Origin of the sequence: Sphingomonas sp. CFBP 8760, assembly GCF_014841615.1 — a bacterium.
GTDB lineage: Bacteria > Pseudomonadota > Alphaproteobacteria > Sphingomonadales > Sphingomonadaceae > Sphingomonas.
Genome location: NZ_JACYUG010000001.1, coordinates 300,187 through 322,920, shown reverse-complemented (window position 1 = coordinate 322,920; position 22,734 = coordinate 300,187). Strand labels below are relative to the sequence as shown.

Below are 22,734 nucleotides of genomic sequence, written 5' to 3'. Positions count from 1 at the left end.
ACAGCTGCGACCGCCGCTGGCCCGCGTTACCTGCGGCGCACCTCGTATCGCCTCGGCGACCGGACCGTGCGATCGCCTGTCGAGGGGGGCGTCCGTGTCCGCCGGGCGGTGGAATGCGAACGGGTGGTGGCGCCCGGTTCGTGAGCGATCATCGTCCCGTCCCGCCGCCACAGCGCGATGCGGCATTGCCAACCCGATATATGGCGGCGAAAAGACATTATGAGTGACCTATCTCCGAGCAACCCGCCCCGCGTGCGCAACATCAGCGAACTGGCGCGGATCGCCGGCGTTTCCGCCGGCACCGTGTCGCGCGCCCTGGCGGGCAAGTCGATCGTCAACACGGAAACGCGCGAGCGGATTCAGGCGCTGGCGGCGCAGCACGGCTTCCGCCCCAACCAGATGGCGCGCCGGCTGCGGACCCAGCGGACCAACGTGATCGGCGTGGTCATTCCGCTGGGGCATGAGCGGCGGCAGCATCTGTCCGATCCCTTCTTCATGACGATCCTCGCGCATCTGGCCGATGCGGTGACGGAAAGCGGGTATGATCTGATGCTGTCGCGCATCATCCCCGATGCCGAGGACTGGCTGGAACGGATCGTCGAATCGGGCCTGCTCGACGGCGTGCTGCTGATCGGCCAGTCCGACCAGTTCGAGGTGATCGAGCGGGTCGCGCGTCATTACCGGCCCATGGTGGCATGGGGCAGCCATCTGCCCGGTCAGGTCCATTGCGCGGTGGGGGTGGACAACCGGCTGGGCGGGCGGCTCGCCGGTGAGCGGCTGATCGCGCGGGGTTGCCGGCGGATCGCTTTCCTGGGCGAGATCCGGTCGATCGAGTTGCAGCAGCGCTATCTGGGCCTGCAGGACGCGGCGGCGGCGGCCGGCATCGAACCGCCCGTCCAGCTTGATACGCATCTCGCCTCCGATATCATGGCGGCGGAGATAGCCGGCCATCTCGACCGGGTGATCGGCGATATCGACGGCATCGCCGCCGCGTCGGACGGGATCGCGATCCGCGCGGTCCGCGCGCTGGTCGATCGTGGCGTCCGCGTGCCCGAGGAGATGGCGATCACGGGGTTCGACGATCTGCCCCTCGCCGAACAGACCGTGCCGCGGCTGACGACGGTGCGGCAGGATCTGGTGGTCGGCGCGCAGGCGATGGTCGATGCGCTGTTCCGGCGGATGGCGGGGGAGGACGCCCCCTCGGTGGAGATGACGCCGACCCTGATCGAGCGCGACACCGCCTGATCGCCGGCGGGTGGTCAGGCGGCGATCGTCACCCGGTCGCCCGCGAACGCCAGCCGGAACCATGGTGCCGCGGTGCCGCCGAACCGGGCACGGCGCCCGGCGGGGTCCGCCGGCAGGCCCGCGCCGTCCAGCCCCCAATAATCGACGAAGCTGATGACCTCACCCTCGCCGGTCACCCACCAGCAATAGGCCTGATACGGCTCGGCCGGCGGGTTGCTCGCGACCAGCCCGGTGCCGTTGATCGGCCGCCACGGCCCCGTCATGCTTTCCGCGACCATGCCGTACAGGCCGGTCGGCGCCCCGATACCCTCGGCGAAACGGCGCGCCTGGGTCGACCAGAACAGATAATAATGGCCGTCCCGCATCACGATATGCGGCCGTTCCAGTTCGCTGTTCACGCCCAGCGCATCGACCATGGGCGGCCGCAGCGTCCATGCGCCGTCATCCCGCCGCGCCGCGCCGATGACGCCGTTCGGCCATGTATCGGTCCAGCCCGCATTGCCGACGAACAGCAGATATTCGCCGCCATCGGCGGGGTCGCGGAAATAGCCGGGATCGCGAAAGCCCTTGATGCCGTGTGCCGGTGCCTCGACTTCCGCCGCCACCGCATACCAATGGCCGTCCGCCGCCACCGACTCGATCGGGGTCGTCCAGCCTGCCAGCATGGGTTCGCCGTCCGTCACCGCGAATCGTGCCCGCGTCTCGAACAGCCGCTGTTCGAAACTGGGCGGCCCATCCGTGCGGCCGGCCGCGGTGAAGTACATCGTCAGCGTGACATCGTCGTCCTCCAGCACCGCCGAGCCGGACCATTCGCGACTGCCCGGCGTGAAGCCCGGTGCGAACACCCAGCCATGATCGCGCCAGCCGTCCGCCCCGTGGCTGGTCAGTCGCATCCGCGCACGATCGTGGCGCGCCTCCGGATCGTCGAGCTGCGGGGTGGCGAGGAAGAACCACCAGCTGCGCCCGTCCACGATCACGGTCGATCCATCGGGGCGGGCGATCTGCCACATGTCCCACAGGTCGTGGCCCGGCACGATCGGGCGGATATCGCCCGCGCCGATCACCGGCAGCGCGGCCGCGGGTCGATCGCGCGCGCCGCGCGCGGCGTCGAGAGACCAATGGGCGGCGCTGGTCACCATATCGTTCGGGCCGGATGCCATCGTCGTCAATTTCCCGTCATCATATCGGTCGGTGTCATGCTCATTCCGCGACCGCACCGACGGGCAGGCCCTGCGTGTTGCGTTCCCGCACCGACCACACCGCCGCGGCGGCACAGAACATCAGCACGCCGCACAGCGTCAGCACGTGGCGCGGATCGCTGTTCATCAGCGGCGCGTAGTAAAAGGGCAGGGTGGCCGCGAGCAGCAGCATCGGGATGACGATCATCATGTTGAAGATGCCCATGTACACGCCGGTCCGCTCCGCCGGGATCGACCCGGCGAGGATGACGTAGGGGTTGCCCATGATGCTCGCCCAGCCCAGCCCGACCCCGATCGCCGGCAGGAACAGCATCCATTTTTCGGTGATATGCGGCAGCCACAGCATCCCCGCGCCGGCGATGACCAGGCAGACGGCATGCAGGCTGGCCGCCCCGATCCGCCGGGCCAGCGGCACCATCGCGAAGGCCGCGACGAACGCGACGCCATTGTAGAAGGCCGCCATCTCGCCATTGGTCAGGACGGCGGAATGGAAACCCGACGAGGTCGGCACGTCGGTGCCATAGACCGACCGGCCGATGGCATAGATCACATAGGCCCAGTAGGCGGCCATCGCGTACCACTGGAACAGGCTCATCAGCGCCAGCTTGCGCATCGCGATCGGCATGTCGCGGATCGCGCCGCCGATTTCCCGCAACGTCGCGCCGAACCCGGTGGGCTGGGCGGCGATGTGCGCGCGCTGTTCCGGTGTCAGCGGCAGTTCCGGCACCCGCCAGATCGACCACAGGATCGTCGTCAGGCTCAGGAACGCCCCGACCATGAACGCGATGCGCGCCGTGTAGGGGATGTTGTGCGCATCGACCCAGTCCTGATCCATCCCCCACCACACCAGCAACGATGGCGTGAGGAAGGCGAGCATCTGGGCCAGTCCGGTAAAGGCCGATTGGGTCAGGAAGCCGATCTGGTGCTGGCTCTCGTCCAGCCGGTCCGAGACATAGGCGCGGTACGGCTCCATCGTGATGTTGTTGCCGCCGTCGAGGATCCACAGCATCGACACCGCCATCAGCAGCGACGAACTGAGCGGCATGAAGAACAGCCCGATCGCGCACAGCATCGCGCCGAAGATGAAATAGGGCGTCCGCCGCCCCCAGCGCGAATCGGTCCGGTCGCTCAGGGCGCCGATCAGCGGCTGTACCAGCAGCCCGGTGATCGGGCCGGCCAGCTGCAGCACCGGCAGCGCCGCCTCGGACGCGCCGAGATAGCTGTAGATCGGCGTCATGTTGCCCTGTTGCAGGCCGAAACTGAACTGCAGGCCGAGGAAGCCGAGGTTCATCTCGAGGATGCGGACCATCGACAGCCTTGGCTTAACCCCTGCCGTCGTCGTCATCGCCCATCCCCTCGATTATGCTTTGTCCCGATTATTCATCGTTTTCGCCGGCATTGCAACAATCGATTGCAATAGCGGGTGCGACTATATCCGGTACGTGGATCGCCGTGGCGCACGTCATGGCAGCGGGCGAGGGCGCAACCTGGCCATCGTCAAACAGCCGGACGGGTGCGAGGGCATCGGAAAAGGACAATATCGTTCTGGAACGATCCGGCGGGCACGGCCTGTGGCGATGCATCACGGAAACGCTGGCAGGGGAGCTCGGACTCGAACCGAGGGCCTTCGGTTTTGGAGACCGACGCTCTAACCAACTGAGCTACACCCCTGTGCGGATCGCGCCATTACCGGCATCCGCGCGGTTCGGCAAGCGCCGATGTGGCGGGGCCGCCACGAACGTGCCGCGACGGTTGACCGTATCGGCACGGGGGCGTATAGCCGCGCCTGCTCATCGGGGTCAGTCTCCGGTGGTGCTTGAACATTGCTGGAATGGAATGGGGCCTCGGGTGGCGCGATCGCGTCGCTGGCAGGCTCTTTTTGTATTCTACGGCGTGATGGCTCCCAGCAAAGTAACCATCTGAAAGGTGAAGGCTTCAATGCCCACGATCAACCAGCTGGTCCGCAAGGGCCGCGATCCGCAGAAGGCCAAGTCGAAGGTCCCTGCGATGGAAGCGAATCCGCAGAAGCGCGGCGTCTGCACCCGCGTCTACACGACGACCCCGAAGAAGCCGAACTCGGCACTGCGCAAGGTGGCCAAGGTCCGCCTGACCAACCAGCGCGAAGTCATCAGCTACATCCCGGGTGAAGGCCACAACCTGCAGGAGCACTCGGTGGTCCTGATCCGTGGTGGTCGTGTCCGCGATCTTCCCGGCGTTCGCTACCACGTCCTGCGCGGCGTGCTCGATACGCAGGGTGTGAAGGACCGCAAGCAGTCCCGTTCCAAGTACGGCGCCAAGCGTCCGAAGTAAGCCGACGAACCCGTTTCGTCACCATGGCTGAAGTTTAGAAGGAATTTGAAATGGCACGTCGTCGTCGCCCAGAAAAGCGTATCATCCTGCCGGACCCGAAGTACGGTGATGAGGTTCTGTCGAAGTTCATGAATTCGGTCATGATGGACGGCAAGAAGGCCGTGGCCGAACTGATCGTCTACGGTGCCATGGAAACCGTCGAGCAGCGCGCCAAGCGCGAGCCGATCGGCGTGTTCCATGATGCGCTGAACAACATCAAGCCGGGCATCGAGGTGCGGTCGCGCCGCGTCGGCGGTGCGACCTATCAGGTCCCCGTCGAGGTCCGCCCGGAGCGGGCACAGGCGCTGGCGATCCGCTGGCTCATCACCGCCGCGCGCAACCGCAGCGAGAACACGATGGCCGCCCGCCTGTCCGGCGAGCTGCTCGACGCCTCGAACAACCGCGGCAACGCGGTGAAGAAGCGCGAAGATACCCACCGGATGGCCGAGGCGAACCGCGCCTTCTCGCACTACCGCTGGTAAGGCCGCGCTGACAGGGTTGGAAGCAGCCCCGTTCTGGACTATATCGTGGGGAGCCGGTCATGTGCCTGGCTCCCCACATCGCTAAGGAAGCACCGACCATGGCCCGCAGCCATCCGCTCGACCGTTACCGCAACATCGGCATCATGGCCCACATCGACGCCGGCAAGACGACGACGACCGAGCGTATCCTTTATTACACCGGCAAGTCCTACAAGATCGGCGAAGTGCACGAAGGCACCGCGACGATGGACTGGATGGAGCAGGAGCAGGAGCGCGGGATCACGATCACGTCGGCTGCTACCACCTGCAAGTGGCGCGCCGAAGAGGGCAAGGGCGAAGAGCACCTCATCAACATCATCGACACCCCCGGCCACGTCGACTTCACGATCGAAGTCGAGCGTTCGCTGCGCGTGCTCGACGGTGCGGTCGCGTGCTTCGACGGCGTTGCCGGTGTGGAACCGCAGTCCGAGACGGTGTGGCGTCAGGCCGACAAGTACGGCGTGCCGCGCATGTGCTTCGTCAACAAGCTGGATCGCACCGGCGCCGACTTCTACTTCTGCGTCAATTCGATCATCGAGCGTCTCGGCGCCCGTCCGGCCGTCCTGTACCTGCCGATCGGCATGGAAGGCGGCTTCAAGGGCCTGGTCGATCTGGTCGAGAACCGCGCGATCATCTGGCTCGAAGAGTCGCTGGGCGCGAAGTTCGAATATCAGGACATTCCCGCCGACATGGCCGAAAAGGCGGCGAAGTATCGCAGCGACCTGATCGAGATGGCCGTCGAGCAGGACGACGACCTGATGGAAGCCTATCTCGATGGCAACGAGCCCAGCGTCGCCGACCTGAAGAAGCTGATCCGCAAGGGTACGCTCAGCATGGCGTTCGTGCCGGTGGTCTGCGGTTCGGCGTTCAAGAACAAGGGCGTACAGCCCCTGCTCGACGCCGTGGTCGACTATCTGCCCAGCCCGCTCGACGTGCCCGCGATCCAGGGTCTGAAGCTCGACGGCGTGACGCCGGACGAGCGTCCGTCCTCGGACGACGTGCCGTTCTCGGCACTGGCCTTCAAGATCATGAACGATCCGTTCGTCGGCACCCTGACGTTCGCGCGCATCTATTCGGGCAAGCTCGAAGCCGCGTCGCAGGTCACCAACTCGGTGAAGGACAAGAAGGAAAAGGTCGGTCGCATGCTGCTGATGCATGCGAACAGCCGTGAGGACATCCAGGAGGCTTTCGCGGGCGACATCGTCGCGCTGGCGGGCCTCAAGGACACCACCACGGGTGACACCCTGTGCGCGCAGAACGCACCGATCATCCTGGAGCGCATGGAGTTCCCGGAGCCGGTGATCGAGCTGTCGGTGGAGCCGAAGACCAAGGCCGACCAGGAGAAGATGGGCGTCGCGCTCAATCGTCTCGCGCGCGAGGACCCGTCGTTCCGCGTGTCGTCGGACCCCGAATCGGGTCAGACCATCATCAAGGGCATGGGCGAGCTTCACCTCGAAATCCTGGTCGACCGCATGAAGCGCGAGTTCAAGGTCGAGGCGAACGTCGGTGCGCCGCAGGTGGCCTATCGCGAATATCTGAAGAAGCCGGTCGACATCGACTACACGCACAAGAAGCAGTCGGGCGGCACCGGCCAGTTCGGCCGCGTGAAGGTGAAGCTGACCCCGGGCGAGCGCGGGTCGGGGATCATCTTCAAGGACGAGATCAAGGGCGGCAACATTCCGAAGGAATATCTGCCCGCGATCGAGAAGGGCTTCCGCGAAACCGCGGCGAGCGGTTCGCTGGTCGGCTTCCCGATCATCGATTTCGAGATCGTCGTGTATGACGGCGCGTACCACGACGTCGACTCGTCGGCGCTGGCGTTCGAGATCTGTGCCCGTGGCGCGATGCGCGAAGCGGCGCAGAAGTCGGGCATCACGCTGCTCGAGCCGGTCATGAAGGTCGAGGTCGTTACCCCGGAAGATTATCTGGGTGACGTGATCGGCGACATGAACAGCCGCCGTGGCCAGATCCAGGGCACCGACAGCCGCGGCAACGCGCAGACGGTCGAGGCGATGGTGCCGCTGGCCAACATGTTCGGCTATGTTAACTCGCTGCGTTCGTTCACGCAGGGGCGTGCGCAATACTCGATGCAGTTCTCGCATTACGACGAGGTTCCGACGAACGTCGCCGACGAAGTGAAGGCGAAGCTGGCCTAAGCGCTGGCGTAACCGACGATCAACCGTTATGGGGCCGCGTTCGCGTGGCCCCGGCGGCACCGAATTCGAATCAGAAGGTAGGAAAATGGCAAAGGCAAAATTCGAGCGGAACAAGCCGCACCTCAACATCGGCACCATCGGCCACGTCGACCACGGCAAGACCTCGCTCACGGCCGCCATCACCAAGGTGCTGGCCGAGACGACCGGCGGTACCGCCGTCGATTTCGCCAACATCGACAAGGCACCCGAAGAGCGTGAGCGCGGCATCACGATCTCGACCGCGCACGTCGAGTACGAGACGACGAACCGCCACTACGCCCACGTCGATTGCCCGGGCCACGCCGATTATGTGAAGAACATGATCACCGGCGCGGCGCAGATGGACGGCGCGATCCTGGTCGTGTCGGCCACCGATGGCCCGATGCCGCAGACCCGCGAGCACATCCTGCTCGCCCGTCAGGTCGGCGTGCCGGCGATGGTCGTGTTCATGAACAAGGTCGATCTGGTCGACGACGAGGAAATCCTCGAGCTGGTCGAGCTGGAAATCCGTGAGCTGCTCAGCTCGTACGAGTTCCCGGGCGACGATATCCCCATCATCAAGGGTTCGGCGACCTGCGCGCTGTCGGGTTCGAACGACAAGTTCGGCAAGGACGCCGTCATTGAGCTGATGGCCGCCGTCGACGACTACATCCCGCAGCCCGAGCGTCCGCTCGACAAGCCGTTCATGATGCCGATCGAGGACGTGTTCTCGATCTCGGGTCGTGGCACGGTCGTCACCGGCCGCGTCGAGACCGGCATCGTCAAGGTCGGTGAGGAAGTCGAGATCGTCGGTATTCACCCGACCGTCCGCAAGACCACGGTCACCGGCGTCGAGATGTTCCGCAAGCTGCTCGATCAGGGCCAGGCTGGCGATAACGTCGGCGCGCTGATCCGCGGCGTCGCCCGTGACGAGGTCGAGCGTGGCCAGGTGCTCTGCAAGCCGGGTTCGATCAAGCCGCACACCGACTTCGCGTCGGAGGTGTACGTGCTGTCGAAGGACGAGGGTGGCCGTCACACGCCGTTCTTCGCCAACTACCGTCCGCAGTTCTACTTCCGCACCACGGACGTGACCGGCACCGTCGAGCTGCCTGAGGGCACCGAGATGGTCATGCCCGGCGACAACGTCGCGCTCGGCATCAAGCTGATCGCACCGATCGCCATGGACGTCGGCCAGCGCTTCACCATCCGCGAGGGTGGCCGGACCGTCGGCGCAGGGGTTGTCAGCGGCATCACCAAGTAATATAGGCGCAAGCCTTGGAAGGGGCGGCTCCGGGAAACCGGGGTCGCCCTTTTGCTTTTAATAGAGGCGTGACGGTTTCTCCGCTGCCTTTCGACATTCGATTTTAAACCAGCAAGAGGCGGCCCTTCGGTCGTCGTTCCCGACGTGCGGGAATGATGGCCTTGCGAGTCGCCCCGCTCTTTCGCATCGGTAGGGATCATGGACAGCAACATCCGCATTCGTCTGAAGGCATTCGACCATCGCGTGCTCGATCAGGCGACCGGCGACATCGCCGACACTGCACGCCGTACCGGCGCGCTCATCCGCGGTCCGATTCCGCTGCCGACGCGCATCGAAAAGTTCACGGTCAACCGTGGCCCGCACGTCGACAAGAAGTCGCGCGAGCAGTTCGAGGTCCGCACCTACAAGCGGATGCTCGATATCGTGCAGCCGACTCCGCAGACCGTCGATGCGCTGATGAAGCTCGACCTCGCCGCCGGCGTTGACGTCGAGATCAAGTTGGCGTAAGCGCCGCTCCACCGCAGTCGACCTTGGTCCTGCGGTGTTACGGCAATTGAGATACCGCCGGTGGCTTCGGCCGCCGGGACAGCGTCTCCCGTCACGTTCTCGCTTCATCGCAAGGACGACCAGCCCGGGACGGGGGCACGCTTCGCATTTCCGGGCTGACGGATATCATCGGGGCATCCGCCCGGCTGATATCCCCCACGCACATTCGGAATGGTCCGGATGTGCCTCTGCGAGGAGTGTGGATCATGCGTACCGGCGTGATCGCGAAGAAACTGGGGATGACCCGCCTGTTCCAGGATGACGGTCGGCACGTGCCGGTCACCGTTCTCCAGCTGGACGGCCTGCAGGTCGTTTCCCGTCGCGAGACTGATACCGACGGCTATACCGCCGTCCAGCTTGGCGCAGGCGTCGCCAAGGCCAAGAACGTGGCGAAGCCGCAGCGTGGCCATTTCGGCAAGGCCGAAGTCGAGCCCAAGGCGTTCGTCGCCGAATTCCGCGTCACCGAGGACAACCTCCTCGACGTCGGCGCCGAACTGTCGGCCGACCATTTCGTCGCTGGCCAGTATGTCGATATCCAGGGTCGTACCCAGGGTAAGGGCTTTGCCGGCGCGATGAAGCGCTGGAACTTCGGCGGTCTGCGCGCGACGCACGGCGTGTCGGTGTCGCACCGTTCGCACGGCTCGACTGGTCAGCGTCAAGATCCGGGCAAGGTCTTCAAGAACAAGAAGATGGCCGGCCACATGGGCGACCGCAACCGCACGCAGCAGAACCTGGAAATCGTGTCGACCGACGCAGAGCGCGGCCTGATCTTCGTGAAGGGCTCCGTGCCCGGCTCGAAGGGTGGCTGGCTGCTCGTCAAGGACGCGGTCAAGGTTTCGCGCCATGCCGACGCCCCGATGCCCGCCGGGCTGAAGGTCGCCAATTCGAACAATGCTGACGCCGCACCCGCGCCGGAAGCTACCACCGGCCAGGAGGGCTAAGAAGTGAAGGTCACCGTCAAGTCCTTCGCCGGTACCGACGCGCAGGACATCGAGCTCAACGACGAGGTCTTCGGCCTCGATCCGCGCGCCGACATCCTGCACCGCGTCGTCACCTGGCAGTTGGAAAAGCGCCGCGAAACCGCGCGCGGCACCCGCGAGCGGGCCGACGTCGCCCGCACCGGCAAGAAGTTCGGTCGCCAGAAGGGTGGCGGCACCGCCCGTCACGGCGATCGTCGCGCTCCCGTCTTCATCGGCGGCGGCAAGGCGCACGGCGCCCGCGTCCGTGACTTCAATCCGGGTCTCAACAAGAAGATCCGCGCCCTGGGCCTGAAGATGGCGCTGTCGAGCCATGCCAAGGCAGGGTCGCTGGTCGTCATGGACAGCCTGACCGTCGAAGGCGGCAAGACCAAGACGCTGAAGGGCGATCTGGCCAAGCTGGGCTTCGGCAACCGCGCGCTGGTGATCGACGGCGATATCGTCGAGAACAGCTTCGCACTGGCCGCGGGCAACCTGCATGAGGTTAACGTGATGCCGGCCGTGGGCGCCAACGTCTATGACATCATCAAGGCCGACACGCTGGTGCTGACCCGCGCTGCGGTCGAAAAGCTGGAGGCGCGCTTTAATGGCTAAGCCGCAGAAGGTTGTCGACAACCGTCATTACGACGTGATCGTCGCACCGCACATCACCGAGAAGGCGACGTTGCTCTCCGAGCACAACGCCGTCGTGTTCAAGGTCGCGGGCGACGCGACCAAGCCGCAGATCAAGGCCGCCGTCGAAGCGCTTTTCGACGTGAAGGTCCTGGGCGTGAACACGATCGTCCAGAAGGGCAAGACCAAGAAGTGGAAGGGTGCGCCCTACCAGCGGTCGGACATGAAGAAGGCGATCGTCACGCTCGCCGACGGTCAGTCGATCGACGTGACGACGGGGATCTGAGACCATGGCGCTCAAGCAATATAACCCGACGACGCCCGCGCAGCGCGGCCTCGTCCTGGTTGACAAGTCGCAGCTCTGGAAGGGCAAGCCGGTCAAGGCGCTCACCGAGGGCAAGTCCAAGACCGGTGGCCGCAACAACAAGGGCCATGTGACCAGCCGCGGTATCGCGGGCGGTCACAAGCAGAAGTACCGCTTCATCGACTTCAAGCGTCGCAAGTGGGACTCTGAAGGCACCGTCGAGCGGCTGGAATATGATCCCAACCGCACGGCGTTCATCGCGCTGGTGTCCTATGCGGACGGCGAGCAGAACTACATCATCGCACCCCAGCGTCTGGCGGTCGGTGACAAGGTGCTCGCCGCCAAGAAGACCGACGTGAAGCCGGGCAACGCCATGGAACTGGGTCAGGTCCCGGTTGGCACCATCGTCCACAATGTGGAGATGAAGCCGATGAAGGGTGGCCAGATCGCTCGTTCGGCCGGCACCTATGTGCAGGTCGTCGGTCGCGATCGCGGCATGGTGATCGTTCGTCTGAATTCGGGCGAGCAGCGCTACATCCATGGCGAGTGCATGGCGACGGTCGGTGCGGTGTCGAACCCGGACAACCAGAACCAGAACCTCGGCAAGGCCGGGCGTTCGCGCTGGATGGGCAAGCGTCCGCTGACCCGCGGCGTCGCCAAGAACCCGGTCGACCATCCGCACGGCGGTGGTGAAGGCCGGACCTCGGGCGGCCGTCATCCGGTCACCCCGTGGGGCAAGCCGACGAAGGGTGCGCGCACCCGTCACAACAAGTCGACCGACAAGATGATCATCCGGTCGCGTCATTCGACGAAGAGGAAGGGCTAACACATGGCTCGTTCAGTCTGGAAAGGCCCGTTCGTCGAACTGAGCCTTCTCAAGAAGGCCGAAACCGCGCAGGACTCCGGTGGCCGCGCGCCGATCAAGACCTGGTCGCGTCGCTCCACCATCCTGCCGTCGTTCGTGGGACTCACGTTCAACGTGTACAATGGCCGCAAGTTCGTTCCCGTCACGGTGAACGAGGATATGGTCGGCATGAAGCTGGGTGAATTCGCGCCGACGCGCTATTTCCCCGGCCACGCCGCGGACAAGAAGGGCAAGCGCTGATGTCCAAGCAAGCAGCTCCCCGTCGGGTTGGCGACAAGGAAGCACTGTCGGTCGGTACGCAGATTCGCGGCTCGGCCCAGAAGCTCAACCTCGTTGCCGGTCTCATCCGCGGCAAGAAGGCATCGGATGCGCTTAACATCCTCGCCTTTTCGACCAAGGGCATGGCGATCGACGCACGCAAGGTGCTGGCTTCGGCCATTGCCAATGCCGAGAACAACCACAACCTCGATGTCGACGCGCTCGTCGTCGCCGAGGCGTCGGTCGGCAAGTCGATCACGATGAAGCGTTTCGCGACCCGCGGTCGCGGCAAGTCGACGCGCATCCTGAAGCCGTTCAGCCGTCTGCGCATCGTCGTGCGCGAGCAGGAAGAAGCATAATGGGTCACAAGAGCAACCCGATCGGCATGCGGCTGCAGATCAACCGCACCTGGGACAGCCGCTGGTTCGCCGAAGGCGCCGACTATGGTCGGCTGCTGCTGGAGGATCTGAAGATCCGCCGCTTCATCATGAAGACGCTGCCGCAGGCCGCGATCTCCAAGGTGGTGATCGAGCGTCCGGCCAAGCTGGCCCGCATCTCGATCTTCGCGGCGCGCCCCGGTGTCATCATCGGCAAGAAGGGCGGCGATATCGAGAAGCTGCGCAAGACGATCGGGGCGATGACCTCGTCCGACGTCTCGCTCAACATCGTCGAGATCCGCAAGCCCGAGGTCGATGCGCGTCTCGTCGCGCAGGGCATCGCCGACCAGCTGGAGCGCCGTATCGCGTTCCGCCGCGCGATGAAGCGCGCGGTGCAGTCCGCGATGCGTCTGGGTGCCGACGGCATCAAGGTGTATTGCGGTGGCCGTCTCGGCGGGGCGGAAATCGCCCGGTCCGAGAGCTATCGCGAGGGCCGGGTGCCGTTGCACACGCTGCGCGCCAACATCGATTATGCGGAAGCCACGGCGCACACCTCCTACGGGGTCTGCGGCGTCAAGGTCTGGGTCTTCAAGGGCGAGATTCTCGGCCATGACCCGATGGCGACCGACCGGCTGATGATGGAGGCCCAGACCTCCGGCGTGCGCCCTGCGCGCGACGATCGCCGCTAAGGGGCAGGAACAGACATGCTGCAACCGAAAAAGACAAAGTTCCGCAAGGCGTTCAAGGGAAAGATTTCCGGTGACGCCAAGAGCGGCTTCTCGCTGAACTTCGGGTCTTACGGCCTGAAGGCGATGGAGCCGGAGCGGATCACCGCGCGCCAGATCGAGGCGGCCCGCCGCGCGATCACGCGTCACATCAAGCGCCAGGGGCGCTTGTGGATCCGCATCTTCCCGGACGTTCCCGTCTCGGGCAAGCCGGCCGAAGTCCGCATGGGCTCGGGCAAGGGTTCGCCGGAATTCTGGGCGGCGCGCGTGAAGCCGGGCCGGATTCTGTTCGAGCTCGACGGCGTCGAGGGCAAGATCGCCGCTGAGGCGTTCGAGCGGGCGGCGATGAAGCTGCCGATCAAGGTAAAGGTTGTCGCCCGCCTCGGCGACACCTCGCATCTCGGAGGCGAGTAATGGCCAAGACCGATTTCAACGGCCAGAGCGACGACCAGTTGTCCGAACAGCTCGGCCAGCTCAAGCGCGAGCAGTTCAACCTCCGCTTCCAGGCGGCGACGAACCAGCTGGAAAAGCCGAGCCGCGTTCGCGAGGTCCGTCGCGACATCGCCCGCATCAAGACCATGCAGGCACAGCGCTCCGCCGCCGTGCCGGCCAAGTAAGGACCCCTGCACATGCCAAAGCGCGTGCTGACCGGCTTGATCGTGTCCGACAAGGGCGACAAGACCGTGGTGGTGAACGTCGAGCGTAAGGTGAAGCACCCGCTCTACGGCAAGATCATCCGCCGTTCGAAAAAGTATCATGCCCATGACGAGGGCAACGAGTACAAGGCCGGCGAGACCGTCCGCATCGAGGAGGTCGCCCCGATCTCCAAGCTGAAGACGTGGAAGGTTCTCGACCGCGTCAACACGCACGCGACGCCCGACCGGGTCGACGTCGACGCGTAAGCCGGCGGGCGGGGCCCTTGCGCCCCGCCACCGGAGCGGTTAAGGGGCCGCTCCCCCTGGTGCCGGACTTCATCGGAAGTTCGCGCCGGGGGTCGTTATTTTTGAGGCGGGGCTGGGTCGGAATCCACCCCATAGCGAGAAGGAATATGGATCGATGATCCAGATGCAATCCAATCTCGACGTCGCTGACAACAGCGGCGCGAAGCGGGTGCAGTGCATCAAGGTGCTGGGTGGCTCGAAGCGTCGCACGGCTACCGTGGGCGACGTCATCGTCGTCAGCATCAAGGAAGCAGCACCCCGTGGCAAGGTGAAGAAGGGTGACGTGCATCGCGCCGTCATCGTCCGCACCGCCAAGGACATCCACCGTGCCGATGGCTCGACCATCCGCTTCGACGGCAACGCCGCCGTCCTGGTCAACAAGAACGAGGAGCCGATCGGCACCCGTATCTTCGGCCCGGTCGTGCGCGAGCTGCGCGGCAAGAAGCACATGAAGATCATCTCGCTTGCGCCGGAGGTGCTGTAATGGCCGCCGCGAAGATCAAGAAGGGTGACCAGGTCGTCGTCCTGTCCGGCAAGGACAAGGGCAAGACCGGCACCGTGACGCAGTCGATGCCGAAGGACGGCAAGGTCATCGTGGGCGGCGTGAACGTCGCGACCCGCCACCGCAAGCCGACCCAGGCGAACCCGCAGGGCGGTCTCGAGAAGATCGAGGCGCCGCTGCACGTCAGCAAGGTCGCGCACGTGACTGCCGACGGCAAGCCGACGCGCGTTCGTTTCGAGACGCAGGACGGCAAGAAGGTCCGCGTCGCGGTCAAGACCGGGGAGAAGATCGATGGCTGATGCCTACAAGCCCCGGATGAAGGGCATCTACGAGGAAACCATCGTCAAGGCGATGGTCGAGAAGTTCGGCTACAAGAACGTTCTCGAAATCCCGCGTCTCGACAAGATCGTCCTGAACATGGGCGTTGGCGAAGCGACGCAGGATAAGAAGCGCGTCGAGCAGGCGGCTTCGGAAATGGAGCTGATCGCGGGCCAGAAGCCCATCATCACCAAGGCGAAGAAGTCGATCGCGCAGTTCAAGCTGCGTGAAGGCATGCCGATCGGCGTGAAGGTCACCCTTCGCCGCGAGCGCATGTACGAGTTCCTCGACCGCTTCATCACGATCGCCCTGCCGCGCGTCCGCGATTTCCGCGGGCTGAACGCCAAGAGCTTCGATGGTCGCGGCAACTATGCCTGCGGCATCAAGGAACAGATCATCTTCCCCGAGATCAACTATGACCGCATCGACAAGGTGCGCGGCATGGATGTGATCGTCACCACCACGGCGAAGACGGACGACGAGGCGCGCGAGCTGCTCCGTCTGTTCGGGTTCCCGTTCCCGATCGAGGAAGCCGCCGAAGAGAAGAAGGCGGCCTGACATCTACCCCCTCTCCCCGATGCGGGAGAGGGCTTTCAAGGAAGAGCTTAAGTCCATGGCGAAACTGAGTTCGATCAACAAGAACGAGCGTCGCAAGCAGCTGGTGAAGCAGTACGCTCCCAAGCTGGCGAAGCTGAAGGCGATGGCCAACGACAAGTCGCTCGACGAGACCGATCGTCTCATCGCGCGCCTCAAGATGGCCGAACTGCCGCGCAATGCGAACCCGACGCGCATCCGTAACCGGTGCGAACTGACCGGCCGTTCGCGCGCTTATTACCGCAAGTTCCGGCTCAGCCGTATCATGCTGCGCGATCTGGCCAACAAGGGCCTGATCCCCGGCGTCACGAAGTCGAGCTGGTAAGGAATTATCATGGCAGTGACCGATCCCCTGGGTGACCTGCTCACCCGCATCCGCAACGGCCAGCGCGCGAAGAAGGACTCCGTCCTGTCGCCCGCGTCCAAGCTGCGCGTCCGCGTGCTCGACGTGCTGCAGCGCGAAGGCTATATCCGCGGCTATTCCGAAGAGCAGATGGGCCCCGCCGCCGGCGTGCGCATCGAACTCAAGTATTTCGAGGGCCAGCCCGCGATCAAGCATGTCGCGCGCGTCTCGAAGCCCGGCCGCCGGGTCTATTCCGGTTCGCAGGAGCTGCCGCGGGTCATGAACGGCCTGGGCATCACCATCGTCTCGACGCCGAACGGCGTTCTGTCCGACGCGGAAGCGCGTGAGCAGAATGTCGGCGGCGAAGTCCTCGCGGAGGTCTTCTGATGAGCCGTATCGGCAAGAAGCCGGTCACCGTACCGGCAGGCGTCACCGCCTCGATCGAGGGCAAGCGCATGACGGTGAAGGGGCCCAAGGGCAGCCTGACCCTCGCGATGCGCGACGAGATCAGCTACGAAATCGAGGATGGCGGCATTTCGGTGCAGCCCGCCAACGACAGCAAGCAGGCCCGCGCGTTCTGGGGCATGCAGCGCACGCTGGTCCAGAACCTGGTGACCGGCGTGACCGAGGGCTTTACCAAGAAGCTGCTCATCACCGGCGTCGGCTACCGTGCCGCGGCACAGGGCCGCAACCTGAAGCTGCAGCTCGGCTACAGCCACGATGTCGATGTCGCCGTGCCGGAGGGTCTTGAGGTCAAGACGCCCGACAACACGACGATCGAGATTTCGGGCGCCGACAAGCAGAAGGTCGGCCAGCTGGCCGCCGAGATCCGTCGCTGGCGCAAGCCCGAGCCGTACAAGGGCAAGGGCATCAAGTACGACGGCGAGTTCATCTTCCGCAAGGAAGGGAAGAAGAAGTAATGTCCAAGGGTATGACACTCTTCGAGAAGCGCCGTCGGCGCAACCGCACCGCGCTGCGCGCGCGTTCGGGCACCCGGCCGCGGCTCTCCGTGCATCGCTCCGGCAAGCACATCTATGCGCAGGTGATCGACGACAAGCAGGGCCACACGGTCGCTGCCGCCTCGACGCTCACCGCGCGTGACCAGTCGGGCGCGAACGTCGCCGCGGCATCCGAGGTCGGCAAGCGCGTCGCGGAAGCGGCACTGGCGGCCGGCGTGACGCAGGTCGTGTTCGATCGTGGCGGCTTCCTGTTCCACGGGCGTGTGAAGGCGCTGGCCGAAGCCGCGCGCGAAGCCGGATTGGAGTTCTGAGTATGGCTGACGAGAACAACCAGCAGGCGGGTTCGCCTGAAGGCGCTCCGCAGCAGGACGCACAGCCGCAGGGCAACGCGCCGCAGGGTAACACCGGCGGTTATCAGGGCGGTGGCGGCGGTGGTCGCGGTCGCGGCGGTCCCGGTGGCGGTCGTGGCGGCCCCGGTGGCAACCGTGGCGGTGGTCCCGGCGGCAACCGTGGCGGTCGCGATGGCGGTCGTGGCGGTCGCGACAATCGCGGTCGTGGCGGTCCCGGTGCGGACGACGGCGGCGAGGAACTGATCGAGAAGCTGGTCCACATCAACCGCGTCTCGAAGACGGTGAAGGGCGGCAAGCGCTTCGGCTTCGCGGCGCTGGTCGTCGTGGGCGACGGCAAGGGCCGGGTCGGCTTCGGTCATGGCAAGGCGCGCGAAGTGCCGGAAGCCATCTCCAAGGCGACGGCCGCCGCCAAGAAGGCGATGGTCCGCGTTCCCCTGAAGGATGGCCGCACGCTGCATCACGACGCCAACGGCCACTTCGGTGCCGGTCGCGTGACGCTGCGCTCGGCGCCGCAGGGCACCGGCATCATCGCCGGTGGTCCGATGCGCGCCATCTTCGAATCGCTCGGCGTCGCCGACGTGGTGACGAAGTCGGTGGGCACGTCGAACCCGTACAACATGATCCGTGCGACGTTCGAGGCACTGGGCGACCAGACCTCGCCCAAGTCCGTCGCGCAGCGTCGTGGCAAGAAGATCGCCGACCTGCTCGGCCGCGGCGCGGGTGCTACGGCACAGACCGCCGAGGTCGAAGCCGCGGCACTGGTGGAGTAACAGGCGATGGCGACCATCAAGATCAAGCAGACCGGATCGCCGATCCGTCGCACCGGCGATCAGCGCGCGACGCTGATCGGCCTGGGGCTCAACAAGATGCACAAGGTCTCGGAGCTGCAGGACAGCCCCGAGGTCCGCGGGATGATCCGCAAGGTGCAGCACATGGTCGAAGTGCAGGGCTAAGGCCCTCTCTTCATCGGTGACAAATACGGGGAAGGGGGCTAGACGGCCCCCTTCTTCTTTCCATCAGCGCGACAAAAGCGAAAGCGAGTGCCTATCATGAAGCTCAACGAACTCCGCGACAACCAGGGTGCCCGCAAGTCCAAGATCCGCGTCGGACGCGGTATCGGCTCGGGCAAGGGCAAGACCGGCGGGCGCGGCCAGAAGGGCCAGAAGAGCCGCGAGGGCGTGTCCATCGCCGGTTTCGAAGGCGGTCAGATGCCGCTGCACATGCGGCTGCCGAAGCGTGGCTTCAACAACATCTTCGCCAAGGATTATGCCGAGGTGAATCTCGGCGCGATCCAGAAGGCGGTCGATGCCGGCAAGATCGAAGCCGGTGCGACGCTCGACCACGCGGCGCTGAAGGCCGCCAATCTGGCGCGCGGCGGCAAGGACGGCGTGCGTCTGCTCGCCAAGGGCGAACTGACCACCGTGCTGTCGTTCACCGTCGCCGGCGCGTCGAAGGGCGCGATCGAGGCGGTCGAGAAGGCCGGTGGCAAGGTCGACGTGATCCACGTCGTGCCCGCCGCCGAAAAGGCCGCCGCCAAGAAGGGCGTGAAGTACAAGGAGCGCGCGGCGCACAAGGCGTCGTTCAAGGCGTGAACCCCATGCTCCGTCCCGGCCCGTGCCGGGGTCCAGCATCGGGCCGCCCGAACTGGATGCCGGCGATCGCCGGGACGGATTATGTCCGCCGAGGTTAGACAAGCCTCGCACGACGACTATATGAGCGGCGGGGGCGGTAGAACGCTTACCCGCCGCTCTTGTTTCCAGGACATGTGATCGAATGGCATCCGCAGCCGACCAGATGGCGCAAAGCATCAACCTGGCGAAGTTCGCCAAGGCGACCGACCTCAAGAAGCGGCTGTGGTTCACGATCGGCGCGCTGATCGTGTTCCGCCTGCTCAGTTTCGTGCCGCTGCCGGGGATCGACCCGACCGCGCTCGGGCTGCTCAGCCAGCGGACGACGGGCGGCGTGCTCGATTTCTTCAACACCTTTTCCGGCGGTGCGCTCAGCCGCATGTCGCTGATCGCGCTGGGCGTGATGCCGTACATCACCGCCTCGATCGTGGTGCAGCTCGCGACCTCGCTGTCGCCGCAGCTGGCCGCGATCAAGAAGGAGGGGGAGAGCGGCCGCAAGAAGCTGAACCAGTACACGCGCTACGGCACGGTGCTGCTGACCGCGATCCAGGGCTATTTCATCGCCGTGGGGCTGGAGGCGCTGGGCGCGTCGAACGGCGTACAGGCGGTGATCGAGCCGGGGATGCTGTTCCGCATCAACGCGGTCGTCAGCCTGATTGGCGGTACGATGTTCCTGATGTGGCTGGGTGAGCAGATCACCAGCCGCGGCATCGGCAACGGCGTGTCGCTGATCATCATGGCGGGCATCGTCGCGCATCTGCCGACCACGCTGGTCAACCTGCTGGAAGGCGGCCGCACCGGCAGCCTCGATCCGATCAAGCTGATCGGGATCGTCATCGCGGTCGTCGGCCTGATCCTGTTCATCTGCTTCATGGAGCGGGCGCAGCGTCGCATCCTGATCCAGTATCCCAAGCGGCAGACGCAGCGCGGGATGCAGGCCGATCGCAGCCACCTGCCGCTGAAGATCAACACGGCGGGCGTGATCCCGCCGATCTTCGCCTCGTCGCTGCTGCTGATGCCGCTGACCATCTCGCAGTTCGCGGGAAAGCGCGTGGCGGGCGAGAGCGCCTGGGGCGATTTCATCATCAGCCTGAACCAGTGGCTCCAGCATGGCAGCCCGGTGTACATGGCGCTCTATGCCGCCGGCATCATCTTCTTCTCGTTCTTCTACACCGCGGTGGTGTTCAATCCGGAAGAGACGGCGGACAATCTGAAGCGCTATGGCGGGTTCGTGCCCGGCATCCGGCCGGGCAAGAACACCGAGAATTATTTCGATTACGTGCTGACGCGCATCACGGTGATCGGGGCGGCGTATCTGACGGTGATCTGCCTGTTGCCGGAATATCTGGTGTCGGCATTGTCGATCCCGTTCTATCTGGGCGGCACCAGCCTGCTGATCGTGGTCAACGTGACGATGGATACCGTCACGCAGATCCAGTCGCATCTGCTGGCGCACCAATATGGCGACCTTATCAAGAAGGCGAAGCTGAAGGGCGGCCGTCTGCGCTGAGCGCGGCGGATCAGGGGAGAAGCCGGAATGAACATCATCCTGTTGGGGCCGCCTGGCGCGGGCAAGGGTACGCAGGCGGCCCGTCTGGTGGCCGAGCGTGGCATGGTGCAGCTGTCGACCGGTGACATGCTGCGCGCCGCGGTGAAGGCGGGCACGCCGGTCGGCGTGCAGGCGAAGGCGGTGATGGATGCCGGTGAGCTGGTATCCGATGCCATCGTCTCCGCGTTGATCGGGGAACGGCTGGACGAGGGTGTCGCCAGCGGCGCCATCTTCGACGGTTATCCCCGCACCGCGGCCCAAGCCGAGGCGCTCGACCTGTTGCTGACCGAACGCGGCCAGCAACTCGACTATGTCATCGAACTGGACGTGGACGAGGCGGCGCTGATCGAGCGGATCGTCGGCCGTTACACCTGCGCCAGTTGCGGCACGGGCTATCACGACCGGTTCAAGCAGCCGGCGACCGAAGGCGTCTGCGATGTCTGCGGGTCGACCGAATTCAAGCGCCGGCCGGACGACAATGCCGAAACGGTGTCGACGCGGATGGCGGAATATCGGGCCAAGACCGCGCCGATCTTGCCGTTCTACGAAAGCCGCGATCTCGTCCGCCGGGTCGATGGCATGGCGGATATGGACGTGGTCGGCGGCCAGATCGCGGCGATCCTCGACGCGTGATCGGGATGGGCGATCGCCCCGGGGCGGCGGTATCGCTGCCGGCGCGGACGGTCGCCAGCCCGGTCGGTGCGCTGACGCTGGTCGCCGATCGGGGCCATCTGGTCGCGGTGCTATGGCCGGACGATCGTGCCGGCCGCGTCCGCCTGCCACCGTTGCACGACCATCCGGGAGAACCGGTGCTGGCGGAAGCGGCGATCCAGCTGGACGACTTTTTCGCCGGTCGCCGGCAGCGTTTCGACCTGCCGCTCGCCTTCCACGGTACGCCGTTCCAGCGACGTGTATGGACCGCCTTGCAGACGATCCCGTACGGCCAGACGCGCAGCTATGCCGCGATCGCCGCGCAGATCGACAGTCCGGCGGCGGTTCGCGCCGTCGGTGCCGCCAACGGCCGCAATCCCCTGTCGATCGTCGTGCCGTGCCACCGCGTCATCGGCAGCGGTGGCCGGCTGACCGGATTCGCGGGTGGCCTGACCGCCAAGCAATATCTGCTGTCGTTCGAGTCGGGTATGCCGGTGCTGCCGTTCGGCTGACCTGACCCGCATCAAGACGGGTGACGCCGAAGCGTCACGGTTAATGTCTAATTACCTTGATCGCGGTCGCAAGGCCGCGTCACCAAAGGGGTAAGCATGAACATTCGTCTTGCGGCGGTTGCCGTCGCTCTCGCCGGCACCGCGCTGGCCGGCACCGCCGGTGCCACCGTCTATCCGGCCAGCCCGGTGCCGATCGCGCTGGGCGCGACCGCCTACACACAGAATTTCGACACGCTGGCCAGCACCGGCGCCACCGGCAGCGTCCTGCCCGCCGGCTGGCAGGTCAGCGAAAACGGCAGCAACGCCAACCAGACCTATGCGGTCGGCATCGGCAGCGCGAACGGCGGCAACGTCTACAGCTTCGGCGCGGCCGGCAGCACGGAACGTGCGCTCGGCAGCGTGACCAGCGGCAATCTCCAGCCGGCCTATTACGGTGCGCTGTTCACCAACGCACTGGGCTCGGTGCTCGATTCGCTGACGGTGTCGTACACCGGTGAACAGTGGCGCCGCGGCGACACCCCACGGCAGGCGGACGGTCTGGCGTTCCAGTACCGGCTCGCGGCGGGCAGCCTCGACACGGGGTCGTGGACCACAGTGGACGATCTGGCGTTCGTCTCGCCCTCCACGTCGACGACGGTGGGCGCGCTCAACGGCAACGATGTCGCCAACCGCATCGCGATCACCGCGACGATCGCCAACCTCGGCATCGCGGCCGGTTCGACCTTCGCGTTCCGCTGGGTCGATCTGGATGCCACCGGCGCCGATGACGGTCTCGCGATCGACGACGTCTCGGTCCTCGCGGCGCCGGTGTCGGCGGTGCCGGAGCCGGCGAGCTGGGCGCTGATGCTGACGGGCTTCGGTCTGGCGGGCGCGGCACTCCGCCGTCGTCGGGCGGTCGTCGCCTTCGCCTGATCGCGGGGGTTGGGGAAAGGGGCCGCGCACCGCCGGGTGCGCGGCCCCTTTTTTGTGCGCCG

32 protein-coding genes and 1 tRNA gene are annotated in these 22,734 nt (G+C 65.5%); 30 read left to right on the top strand and 3 right to left on the bottom strand.

Going from position 1 to position 22,734, the window contains the following annotated elements; genetic code table 11:
- The first annotated feature begins 219 nt into the window (after nt 1–219).
- Nucleotides 220–1,245 carry a LacI family DNA-binding transcriptional regulator gene (locus tag IFT82_RS01530; RefSeq protein ID WP_192123709.1) on the top strand — a complete coding sequence of 342 codons (1,026 nt, stop codon included), beginning with the start codon at nt 220–222 and terminating at the stop codon, nt 1,243–1,245.
- A gap of 14 nt (nt 1,246–1,259) precedes the next feature.
- On the opposite strand, the gene IFT82_RS01525 is transcribed toward IFT82_RS01530, so the two are convergent.
- From IFT82_RS01525 to IFT82_RS01515, 3 genes are all read right to left on the bottom strand, one after another.
- Nucleotides 1,260–2,405 carry a glycoside hydrolase family 68 protein gene (locus IFT82_RS01525; RefSeq protein WP_342355011.1) on the bottom strand — a complete coding sequence of 382 codons (1,146 nt, stop codon included), beginning with the start codon at nt 2,403–2,405 and terminating at the stop codon, nt 1,260–1,262.
- Between the two features lie 40 nt (nt 2,406–2,445).
- Complete coding sequence (locus tag IFT82_RS01520; RefSeq protein ID WP_244646340.1) at nt 2,446–3,753, bottom strand: MFS transporter; 1,308 nt, start codon at nt 3,751–3,753, stop codon at nt 2,446–2,448.
- 285 nt (nt 3,754–4,038) lie between these two features.
- Nucleotides 4,039–4,115: transfer RNA gene (locus tag IFT82_RS01515), tRNA-Trp, on the bottom strand.
- Between the two features lie 267 nt (nt 4,116–4,382).
- Between IFT82_RS01515 and rpsL the strand changes: the two genes are divergently transcribed.
- The 29 genes from rpsL to IFT82_RS01370 all read left to right on the top strand — a co-directional run bounded on the left by rpsL (nt 4,383) and on the right by IFT82_RS01370 (nt 22,672).
- Nucleotides 4,383–4,754, top strand: a complete 372-nt coding sequence (gene rpsL / locus IFT82_RS01510; RefSeq protein ID WP_069206815.1) for a 30S ribosomal protein S12 — start codon at nt 4,383–4,385, stop codon at nt 4,752–4,754.
- Nucleotides 4,755–4,804: 50 nt separating this feature from the next.
- Nucleotides 4,805–5,275 (top strand): 30S ribosomal protein S7, encoded by a 471-nt coding sequence (rpsG, locus tag IFT82_RS01505; protein ID WP_192123705.1) that lies wholly within the window; start codon nt 4,805–4,807, stop codon nt 5,273–5,275.
- Nucleotides 5,276–5,373: 98 nt separating this feature from the next.
- On the top strand, nt 5,374–7,470 hold the full coding sequence (gene fusA, locus IFT82_RS01500) for an elongation factor G (RefSeq protein ID WP_192123703.1): 2,097 nt from the start codon (nt 5,374–5,376) through the stop codon (nt 7,468–7,470).
- 85 nt (nt 7,471–7,555) lie between these two features.
- On the top strand, nt 7,556–8,749 hold the full coding sequence (tuf, locus tag IFT82_RS01495) for an elongation factor Tu (RefSeq protein ID WP_192124284.1): 1,194 nt from the start codon (nt 7,556–7,558) through the stop codon (nt 8,747–8,749).
- 198 nt (nt 8,750–8,947) lie between these two features.
- Nucleotides 8,948–9,256 (top strand): 30S ribosomal protein S10, encoded by a 309-nt coding sequence (gene rpsJ / locus IFT82_RS01490; protein ID WP_066776796.1) that lies wholly within the window; start codon nt 8,948–8,950, stop codon nt 9,254–9,256.
- Between the two features lie 245 nt (nt 9,257–9,501).
- A complete protein-coding gene (rplC, locus tag IFT82_RS01485; protein ID WP_192123701.1) occupies nt 9,502–10,236 on the top strand; it encodes a 50S ribosomal protein L3 in 735 nt (244 codons plus the stop codon).
- Between the two features lie 3 nt (nt 10,237–10,239).
- Nucleotides 10,240–10,866 (top strand): 50S ribosomal protein L4, encoded by a 627-nt coding sequence (rplD, locus tag IFT82_RS01480; protein ID WP_192123699.1) that lies wholly within the window; start codon nt 10,240–10,242, stop codon nt 10,864–10,866.
- Nucleotides 10,859–11,170, top strand: a complete 312-nt coding sequence (locus IFT82_RS01475) for a 50S ribosomal protein L23 (protein ID WP_192123697.1) — start codon at nt 10,859–10,861, stop codon at nt 11,168–11,170. Before rplD ends, IFT82_RS01475 begins: the two co-directional genes overlap by 8 nt.
- 4 nt (nt 11,171–11,174) lie before the next feature.
- Entirely contained in the window at nt 11,175–12,014 is an 840-nt protein-coding gene (rplB, locus tag IFT82_RS01470; RefSeq protein ID WP_056530742.1) for a 50S ribosomal protein L2, read from the top strand.
- Between the two features lie 3 nt (nt 12,015–12,017).
- On the top strand, nt 12,018–12,293 hold the full coding sequence (gene rpsS, locus IFT82_RS01465; protein WP_192123695.1) for a 30S ribosomal protein S19: 276 nt from the start codon (nt 12,018–12,020) through the stop codon (nt 12,291–12,293).
- Entirely contained in the window at nt 12,293–12,670 is a 378-nt protein-coding gene (gene rplV / locus IFT82_RS01460) for a 50S ribosomal protein L22 (RefSeq protein WP_192123693.1), read from the top strand. Before rpsS ends, rplV begins: the two co-directional genes overlap by 1 nt.
- Nucleotides 12,670–13,377 carry a 30S ribosomal protein S3 gene (gene rpsC / locus IFT82_RS01455; protein ID WP_192123685.1) on the top strand — a complete coding sequence of 236 codons (708 nt, stop codon included), beginning with the start codon at nt 12,670–12,672 and terminating at the stop codon, nt 13,375–13,377. Before rplV ends, rpsC begins: the two co-directional genes overlap by 1 nt.
- A gap of 15 nt (nt 13,378–13,392) precedes the next feature.
- Nucleotides 13,393–13,827, top strand: a complete 435-nt coding sequence (gene rplP, locus IFT82_RS01450; protein WP_192123683.1) for a 50S ribosomal protein L16 — start codon at nt 13,393–13,395, stop codon at nt 13,825–13,827.
- Nucleotides 13,827–14,030, top strand: coding sequence for a 50S ribosomal protein L29 (gene rpmC, locus IFT82_RS01445; RefSeq protein ID WP_192123681.1), 204 nt, complete (start codon nt 13,827–13,829; stop codon nt 14,028–14,030). The genes rplP and rpmC overlap by 1 nt, the downstream gene beginning before the upstream one ends.
- 12 nt (nt 14,031–14,042) lie before the next feature.
- On the top strand, nt 14,043–14,315 hold the full coding sequence (gene rpsQ / locus IFT82_RS01440; protein ID WP_192123679.1) for a 30S ribosomal protein S17: 273 nt from the start codon (nt 14,043–14,045) through the stop codon (nt 14,313–14,315).
- 154 nt (nt 14,316–14,469) lie between these two features.
- Complete coding sequence (gene rplN / locus IFT82_RS01435) at nt 14,470–14,838, top strand: 50S ribosomal protein L14 (protein ID WP_192123677.1); 369 nt, start codon at nt 14,470–14,472, stop codon at nt 14,836–14,838.
- The gene (gene rplX / locus IFT82_RS01430; RefSeq protein WP_192123675.1) at nt 14,838–15,155 is read left to right on the top strand and encodes a 50S ribosomal protein L24; all 318 of its coding nucleotides are present in this window, start codon (nt 14,838–14,840) and stop codon (nt 15,153–15,155) included. Before rplN ends, rplX begins: the two co-directional genes overlap by 1 nt.
- Nucleotides 15,148–15,732 (top strand): 50S ribosomal protein L5, encoded by a 585-nt coding sequence (gene rplE / locus IFT82_RS01425; RefSeq protein ID WP_192123673.1) that lies wholly within the window; start codon nt 15,148–15,150, stop codon nt 15,730–15,732. The genes rplX and rplE overlap by 8 nt, the downstream gene beginning before the upstream one ends.
- Nucleotides 15,733–15,787: 55 nt before the next feature.
- A complete protein-coding gene (gene rpsN, locus IFT82_RS01420; RefSeq protein WP_192123671.1) occupies nt 15,788–16,093 on the top strand; it encodes a 30S ribosomal protein S14 in 306 nt (101 codons plus the stop codon).
- Between the two features lie 9 nt (nt 16,094–16,102).
- Entirely contained in the window at nt 16,103–16,498 is a 396-nt protein-coding gene (gene rpsH / locus IFT82_RS01415) for a 30S ribosomal protein S8 (RefSeq protein ID WP_055845506.1), read from the top strand.
- On the top strand, nt 16,498–17,031 hold the full coding sequence (rplF, locus tag IFT82_RS01410; protein ID WP_192123663.1) for a 50S ribosomal protein L6: 534 nt from the start codon (nt 16,498–16,500) through the stop codon (nt 17,029–17,031). Before rpsH ends, rplF begins: the two co-directional genes overlap by 1 nt.
- Nucleotides 17,031–17,381 (top strand): 50S ribosomal protein L18, encoded by a 351-nt coding sequence (gene rplR, locus IFT82_RS01405; RefSeq protein ID WP_192123661.1) that lies wholly within the window; start codon nt 17,031–17,033, stop codon nt 17,379–17,381. The genes rplF and rplR overlap by 1 nt, the downstream gene beginning before the upstream one ends.
- Nucleotides 17,382–17,383: 2 nt before the next feature.
- A complete protein-coding gene (gene rpsE, locus IFT82_RS01400) occupies nt 17,384–18,190 on the top strand; it encodes a 30S ribosomal protein S5 (RefSeq protein WP_244646339.1) in 807 nt (268 codons plus the stop codon).
- A gap of 6 nt (nt 18,191–18,196) precedes the next feature.
- Nucleotides 18,197–18,373 (top strand): 50S ribosomal protein L30, encoded by a 177-nt coding sequence (gene rpmD / locus IFT82_RS01395; protein WP_192123658.1) that lies wholly within the window; start codon nt 18,197–18,199, stop codon nt 18,371–18,373.
- A 96-nt stretch (nt 18,374–18,469) separates the two neighbouring features.
- Nucleotides 18,470–19,012, top strand: a complete 543-nt coding sequence (rplO, locus tag IFT82_RS01390; protein ID WP_192123656.1) for a 50S ribosomal protein L15 — start codon at nt 18,470–18,472, stop codon at nt 19,010–19,012.
- Nucleotides 19,013–19,193: 181 nt separating this feature from the next.
- The gene (gene secY / locus IFT82_RS01385; protein WP_192123654.1) at nt 19,194–20,558 is read left to right on the top strand and encodes a preprotein translocase subunit SecY; all 1,365 of its coding nucleotides are present in this window, start codon (nt 19,194–19,196) and stop codon (nt 20,556–20,558) included.
- Nucleotides 20,559–20,585: 27 nt separating this feature from the next.
- A complete protein-coding gene (locus IFT82_RS01380) occupies nt 20,586–21,230 on the top strand; it encodes an adenylate kinase (protein WP_192123652.1) in 645 nt (214 codons plus the stop codon).
- Between the two features lie 5 nt (nt 21,231–21,235).
- Nucleotides 21,236–21,760 carry a methylated-DNA--[protein]-cysteine S-methyltransferase gene (locus IFT82_RS01375; RefSeq protein WP_192123650.1) on the top strand — a complete coding sequence of 175 codons (525 nt, stop codon included), beginning with the start codon at nt 21,236–21,238 and terminating at the stop codon, nt 21,758–21,760.
- A 96-nt stretch (nt 21,761–21,856) separates the two neighbouring features.
- Nucleotides 21,857–22,672, top strand: a complete 816-nt coding sequence (locus IFT82_RS01370; protein ID WP_192123648.1) for a PEPxxWA-CTERM sorting domain-containing protein — start codon at nt 21,857–21,859, stop codon at nt 22,670–22,672.
- The last annotated feature ends 62 nt before the right edge of the window (nt 22,673–22,734 follow it).